Source organism: Corallococcus sp. AB049A (assembly GCF_003668885.1).
In the GTDB taxonomy this organism is placed as follows: domain Bacteria; phylum Myxococcota; class Myxococcia; order Myxococcales; family Myxococcaceae; genus Corallococcus; species Corallococcus interemptor.
The window spans coordinates 1-6,421 of record NZ_RAWL01000465.1 but is presented as its reverse complement, the minus strand read 5'-3'; the positions used below and the strand labels follow the sequence as shown (position 1 = coordinate 6,421).

Genomic DNA, 6,421 nt, shown 5'->3' with positions numbered 1-6,421 from the left:
TTCTCGGCGGCGGCCTCGTGGGCCGCCAGCTGCTCCTCGCGGCGGGCCTGCGCGGCGGCCTTGCGCTCCTCCGCGGCCGTCTGGGCGGCGGCCCGCTTCTTCTCCGCGGCCGTCTTCGCCGCGGCCATGCGCTCCTCGGCGGCGGCCTGGGCCGCGGCCTTCTTCTCGTCGGCGGCGGCCTGCGCGGCGGCGCGCTTCGCCTCGGCGGCGGACTTCGCCTCCTCCTCCCGCTGGCGCTTCTGGTCCGCGGCGGCCTGGGCGGTGGCGCGGCGCTCGTCCTCGGCGCGCTTCGCCGAGGCCTGGGCCTCTTCCTCCTGGCGCTTGCTCTCCTGGGCGGCGGCGGCCTCGGACTGGCGGCGCTCCTCGTCCTGGCGCTGCGCGGCGGCGCGGGCCTCCTCCTGGCGCTTGAGCTGCGCGTCCGAATCCGCCTTCGCCCGAGCGGCGGCCTCGGCGGCGGCCTTCTCCTGGGCCTCGCGCTCCGCCCGGGCGGCGTCCGCGGCGGCCTTCACGGCCTTCTCCTGCGCCTCCCGGTCCGACGCGGCGGCGCGGGCCGCGTCCTGCGCGCTGGCTCCGGCCGGCGTGTTGGCCGCAGTGGTGGGGGTCCCCTGCGCCGCCGTGCCCTGCCCTTCCGGTGAAGGCGTCACCTGCGCGACGACCGCGCCGCCCCCGCCGCCCAGCACCTTGATCACCAGCTTGTTGCCGGAGGACTGGATGTCCGTCTCCACCTCGCGCTCATAGCCGATGAGGATGCGCGCGATGGACGCGGACTCCGTGCCGTAGGTGGCGGTGCGGATGCCGGTGACGGTGCCGTTGCCCACCGGCTGCTCCTCCGCCACGCCCTGGAACACGGCGCCGGACACGTCGATGACGAGCCGGGGCGGATCCGTCATGGTGAAGCTGTTGAAGTCCGGCTTCTTGCTGCCGGTGATCTCCACCGTCCCGCCGCTCACGGAGATGGCCGTGATGGTGTTGAGGTCCGCCGGCTGCTGCGCCAGCGCCACCCACGGCACAAGCCACAATCCCAGCAGCGACACCGCGAAGCCCTTCATCGACCACTCCCGTGACATGCGTCAGAAGACAGACGCGCGCGAAATTATCACGCACCCGGGAGGCACCAACTTTTCAGTCTGGCCGGAACGTCCGCGCTTCAACGCAAGCGCGGCATGGACGGCGAGCGCGTGCGGTGCGTGCGGGTGTATTCGATGAGGTTCTTGATGTCGTAGCAGATCTGCCGGATGTCGTGCCCCATGGTGAGCTCGACGTGGCTGTTGCCCTTCACCGGCCGCCACAGCAGGTACTCGCTCTTCGCCGCGCGGTAGACGCTGCGCGTGGATTCCACGGAAGCCAGCGGATCCATGTCCCCGAAGATGATGGCCATGGGGATTTCAATCTTCCCGAAGCCGCGCTTGAAGTCGTAGTCCGTGCGGTAGCAGACCATCTCGCCCCGGCGGATCCACCGGGCGAACTGTTCAATCACCTTGCGAGGCTCGCGCTCGCCGCCCTCGCGCAGGAGCCACCGGATGTCGTCGCGGCTGACGCGCTCCGTGTTGATGAGCCGGTTCAGCTTGCGCGTGAAGCGCTGATACAGCGCGGACTCGTCCGCGTGCGACAGCTGGCGCTCCACCCACTTGAGCACCACGTCCACCGGCACCGCGTTGAACACGAGCGGCTTGCCCGGGTCCGGATCCAGGCGCTTCTGGAGCGCGGGGCTGAAGGCGCCCGCCCCCTTCGCCAGCAGCGACCGGCCCAGCGAGGACGCGCGGCGGTTCAGGTTCAGCCCGCCCAGCGTCATGTCCACCGCGCTCGCGACCAGCGGCGAGCCGTGCGCCAGCATGCGCAGGAGCATGAAGCCTCGCCCCAGGTCCGCGGGCGACCCGATGGTGATGAGCCCCTCGAAGTCGTCGTGGATGCCGGCGTAGCCGTAGCCCAGCATGCCGCCCATGGAGTGGCCGCAGTAGAAGACGCGCTCGCGCCGGGTGATGCGCTTGACGCCGGAGACGGCCGCCGGCAGGTCGTAGAGGAAGTAGCTGTCCAGGTCCCAGCCGTAATCCAGGTCCTGCGGCAGCGGGCGCTTGAAGCGCTCGGCGCGCTCCTTCTGGAAGGCGATGGAGCTCTTGCCGTGTCCGCGCAGCTCCAGGATGTGGATGTCCACCCCGAAGAAGAGCAGGTTCTTGACGAACTGCCCGCTCGTCCACGTGTGCCGGTTCTGGGAGAAGCCGTGAACCAGCAAAAGCGGCTCACCGAACAGCGGCTGCGCGAACGCCTGTTTCACCGGCCGGTAGCGCGTGATGACGAGCGACCAGCCGTCCGCCGTCTCCACCACGTAGTTTGTTTTCGAATACAGCGCCCGGAAGTCGACCTCATCCACAGTGGGCATCGGAGGTCCCGGAAGCGCTGATCTCCAGTCCGGCAGGCGCATGTCGCAAAGTTACTGCTGCTGCCGCGTCGCGCCAAGGCTTCGGTCAACCCATCGCTTCACGGCGCCCACCAGGAACAGTGAGCCTGTAGCCAGCACGACGCCGTCCGGGCGACCCACTGCATCGGCCCTCGCTCCGGCAAGGGCCTCTTCCAGGGAGGCGTGCGCGACGACCCGCGGACACAGAACCCGTGCTTCATCGATGTATCGCTCCGGGGCAAGCGAGCGCGGCGTGTCCAGGGGCGTCAGGTGCACGGAGGCCGCCAGCGGAAACAGGGCCTGCATCATCGGCCCCCGGTCCTTGTCCGCCACCACACCGAACACAAGGTGCAGCGGCCGCCCTGCGTAGAGCGAGTCCAGTGCCTCCAGCAGCACCGCCACGCCCGCCGGGTTGTGGGCGCCATCCACCACGACGACTGGGGATTGGGCGACCTCCTCCAGCCGCCCCGGCCAGCGCGCGGTGGCCAGGCCCTCGCGCGCGGCCTCCGGTGTCACTTTCACGCCCCGGTCGCGGAGGGCTGCCAGGCAGGCCAGGGCCACCGCCGCGTTCTGGTGCTGATACGGACCGCGCAGCGCGAGCGTGACCCCGTCGAGTGACCAACCGGATCCCCGGTATGAAAGCGTCCCATCGGACCCGGGGACGATGCCGAAGTCGCGGCCCTCCACCTGGACGGGCACGGACAGCTGCTCCGCGCGGCGCAGGAGCGACTCCAGGGCCTCCGGCTCCTGCCGGGACAGCACCACCGGCACTCCGAACTTGAAGATGCCGGCCTTCTCCCAGGCGATTTCGCGGAGCGTGTGGCCCAGGTACTCCATGTGATCAAACGACACGGGGGTGACGCACGTCACCACGGGGTTCGCGGCGGTGGTGGCGTCCAGCCGGCCGCCCAGGCCCGTCTCCAGCACGGCCACGTCCACGCGCTCGCGGGAGAAGTGCCAGAGCGCCACCACGGTGCCGAACTCGAAGTACGTCATCGGATCCGACAGCGCGGAGGGATAGCGCTCCAGCACTTCCAAGATGCGCTGCCCGAAGACGGCGTCCGGGATGTCCTCGCCCGAGACGCGGATCCGCTCGTTGACGCGCACCAGGTGCGGGGACGTGTAGAGCCCCACGCGGTGGCCGGCGGCCTCCAGCGCGCGCGCCACGAAGGCGCAGGTGCTGCCCTTGCCGTTGGTGCCGGCGACGTGCAGCGCCGGGTAGTCGCGCTCGGGATGGCCGAGCGCGGCGAGCGCGTCCTTCACCCGCTCCAGCCCCAGCTTGATGCCGGAGGGGTTGAGCGCCTGGAAGAAGCGCAGGGCGTCTTCCGGAGTGCGCGGCGCGTCCATGGGGTGGAGGCCCGCCGCCCTACCCCAGCATGCCGAGGATCTGCCCCAGCTTCGCGCGCAGGTCCTTGCGGTGGACGATGGCGTCGATCATCCCGTGCTCCAGCAGGAACTCCGAGCGCTGGAAGCCCTCCGGCAGCTTCTGGCGGATGGTCTGCTCGATCACGCGCGGGCCGGCGAAGCCGATGAGGGCCTTGGGCTCCGCGAGGATGATGTCGCCCAGCCAGGAGAAGGACGCGGCCACGCCGCCCGTGGTGGGGTTGAGCATCACGGAGACGTACGGCTTGCCGCTGTTGCGGAAGCGGGCAATCGCCGCGGACGTCTTGGCCATCTGCATGAGGGAGAAGATGCCCTCCTGCATGCGCGCGCCGCCGGAGGCGGAGAACACCACCGCGGGGCACTTGAGCTCGAAGGCGCGCTCGAACACGCGCGTGACCTTCTCACCGACCACGGAGCCCATGGAGCCGCCCATGAACTCGAAGACGAACGAGCCGATGGAGACGGGGTGTCCCTCGATGCGGCCCACGCCGGAGATGAACGCGTCGTTCTCCTCCAGGTTCTTGCGCGTGGACTTCAGCCGGTCCTTGTACTTCTTGGAGTCCGTGAAGCCGAGCGGGTCCTGGGGCTCCAGCTCCTTGTCGAACTCCTCGAAGGAGTCCGGATCCAGCGTGGCCGCCAGCCGAGCGCGAGCCGTCCAGGCGTGGTGGTGCTCGCAGTGCATGCACACCATCCAGTTCTTCTCGAGCTCCTGGCGGTAGATGATCTCGTCGCACTGCTCGCACTTGGCCCAGAGGCCCTGCATGCGGGAGGGCTGGGGCTCGGCGGCTTTCTCGGAATCAGCGGCGACGGCAATGCGGGGCTTCTTGGAGAACCAGGCCATGAGGCCCGGGGGTTAATCCGGCCGCCGCGAACCGTCAATACCCGCGTACGCCGCGCCGCGGCACGCCCCTAGAAGTGGAACGTCTCGCCCAGCTCCAGGACGTTCACGGGCAGCGGGGCCAGCTCCTTCTTGAGCTGGGTCACGAAGGCGGGCTTCAGGTGGTAGAGCATCACCTGGGCGCCGTTCCGGTCGAACTTGCGCAGCTCCGAGCCCACCGTCGCGGGCGTCAGGTGGCCGGAGATGTCCGCCAGGGCCTGGAGGCTGTTGGGGAAGCTGGTCTCCAACAGCAGCGCCTTGAGGTTCTTCGTGGCGTTGAGCGCCTTCCACAGCTTGTCCGTGGGGCCGGTGTCGCCGCTCATGGCCAGCGACGACCTACCGTCGCTGATGATGAAGGCGCAGGACTCCACGGGGTGGCTCACCGGCACGCTCTTCACGGTGTAGGGGCCTACCTGGAAGGTGCTGCCGGCGCGGAAGGTCTTGATGGCCAGGACGGGCTTGTGGCGCGTGGGGATGCGCGTGAAGTCCGGCCAGAGCGCGTTGTTGAACATGTTCTCGCGCAGCGCTTTGGCGCACTCGCGGGAGGCATGGATGGTGACGGGCCTGGCCCTGCGGCCAATGACCAGGTCGGCCAGCAGCGGCAGGTCCTTCACGTGGTCGAAGTGGCTGTGGCCGACGAGGATGTCGTCCACCTTGCAGAGCTGCTCCAGCGAGAGCGTGCCCGTGAGTGCGCCCGCGTCGAGCGCGAGCACGTCGTCCACGAGGAAGCAGGTGCTCCTGCACGTGGGAAGCTCGCCGCCGTGGCACCCGAGGACTTGCAGCTTCACGCTAGAGGTCTCCGAACTTCCACTTCATCTCGAGGTAGTTGAGGAAGTCGTGCAGCCGGGCCGTGTCGTACACGGTGATGCGGTCCCCGCTGCGCTCGATGAGGCCCGCGCGCTCCAGGCGCTCCAGCATGCTGCGTACGGCGGGCTCGCCCACGCCAATCTGCCGGGGCATCTCCCGGACGGCGAAGTCCACCTCCACGCCCTCCTCCAGCGGCCGGCCGCGCGTCTGGCAGGCCTGGAGGATCTGATGGACGACGCGGCTGGCCGGGTCGCCGTGGAGCAGGTTCTCAATCTGGGCGTCCGCCTCGGAGAGGCGCTCGGCCAGCTTCTTGATCATCCGCACGGCGATCTCCGCGTTGCCGCGGATCATCGCCTCGAAGGTCTTGGGGTCGATGACGAGCAGCTTCGCGTCGTCATGCACCACGGCGGAGGCGTTCCGGGGCTTGTTGGAGATGATGGCCATCTCGCCGAAGAATTCGCCCGGGCCCAGCACGGCGAGGACCTTCTCCACGTCGCGCACGCGCTTGGAGATGGCGATCTTCCCGGACTGGATGACGAACATCTCCTTGCCGATCTCTCCCTCGCGGAAGAGCTCGGTGCCCTTGGGGAACTCCTTGCCAAAACGTTGAAAGAGGGTTTCCTCGGCGCCCATCTGGCCCGCGAGTCAATCAGCCCCCACCGCACCGGTCAAATATCCCTGACCGATATCGCCTCCGTGCCCGAGGGCGGCCCTGCGCCGCAAACCCGACACGGCCGTTCCGAGGCCCGAGACAGGGGCTTTTAGGAGGGATACAAGGCCGGCCCGTGGGAACGACCTACAAGCAGTCCGGAGTAGACATCGAGGCCGGCGACGCGTTCGTCGAGAAGATCAAGCCCCATGCCGCGCGCACCACGCGCCCTGAAGTCCTGGGCGGAGTGGGCGGGTTCGGCGGCCTGTTCGCACTGCCGCCCGGCAAGTACCAGGCGCCGGTGCTGGTG

Annotated in this window: 6 protein-coding genes and 1 pseudogene; 1 reads left to right on the top strand and 6 read right to left on the bottom strand. The window is 69.2% G+C overall.

The genetic code is table 11. The annotated features are described in order from the left end of the window. From D7X55_RS45565 to D7X55_RS33560, 6 genes are all read right to left on the bottom strand, one after another. The coding region (locus tag D7X55_RS45565) for an AMIN domain-containing protein (protein WP_121725186.1) at window positions 1-1,049 on the bottom strand (1,049 nt) is incomplete at its 3' end. A 98-nt stretch (window positions 1,050-1,147) separates the two neighbouring features. Next, entirely contained in the window at window positions 1,148-2,419 is a 1,272-nt protein-coding gene (locus D7X55_RS33580; protein WP_120549957.1) for an alpha/beta fold hydrolase, read from the bottom strand. Between the two features lie 9 nt (window positions 2,420-2,428). Beyond that, a complete protein-coding gene (locus D7X55_RS33575) occupies window positions 2,429-3,742 on the bottom strand; it encodes a folylpolyglutamate synthase/dihydrofolate synthase family protein (protein ID WP_199747274.1) in 1,314 nt (437 codons plus the stop codon). A gap of 19 nt (window positions 3,743-3,761) precedes the next feature. Beyond that, window positions 3,762-4,619, bottom strand: a complete 858-nt coding sequence (gene accD, locus D7X55_RS33570; RefSeq protein WP_120549956.1) for an acetyl-CoA carboxylase, carboxyltransferase subunit beta — start codon at window positions 4,617-4,619, stop codon at window positions 3,762-3,764. A 68-nt stretch (window positions 4,620-4,687) separates the two neighbouring features. Beyond that, complete coding sequence (locus D7X55_RS33565; protein WP_121725185.1) at window positions 4,688-5,443, bottom strand: MBL fold metallo-hydrolase; 756 nt, start codon at window positions 5,441-5,443, stop codon at window positions 4,688-4,690. 1 nt (window position 5,444) lies between these two features. Further along, the gene (locus tag D7X55_RS33560) at window positions 5,445-6,095 is read right to left on the bottom strand and encodes a Crp/Fnr family transcriptional regulator (RefSeq protein WP_120549954.1); all 651 of its coding nucleotides are present in this window, start codon (window positions 6,093-6,095) and stop codon (window positions 5,445-5,447) included. 152 nt (window positions 6,096-6,247) lie between these two features. Between D7X55_RS33560 and D7X55_RS33555 the strand changes: the two are divergent. Next, window positions 6,248-6,421, top strand: a pseudogene (locus tag D7X55_RS33555) (phosphoribosylformylglycinamidine cyclo-ligase); the annotation flags it as partial.

What these genes read in the sequence shown, in the direction of transcription:
- D7X55_RS33580 (WP_120549957.1), bottom strand. Translation starts at nt 2,419, where the DNA reads ATGCGCCTGCCGGACTGGAGATCAGCGCTTCCGGGACCTCCGATGCCC.
- D7X55_RS33575 (WP_199747274.1), bottom strand. Translation starts at nt 3,742, where the DNA reads ATGGACGCGCCGCGCACTCCGGAAGACGCCCTGCGCTTCTTCCAGGCG.
- accD (WP_120549956.1), bottom strand. Translation starts at nt 4,619, where the DNA reads ATGGCCTGGTTCTCCAAGAAGCCCCGCATTGCCGTCGCCGCTGATTCC.
- D7X55_RS33560 (WP_120549954.1), bottom strand. Translation starts at nt 6,095, where the DNA reads ATGGGCGCCGAGGAAACCCTCTTTCAACGTTTTGGCAAGGAGTTCCCC.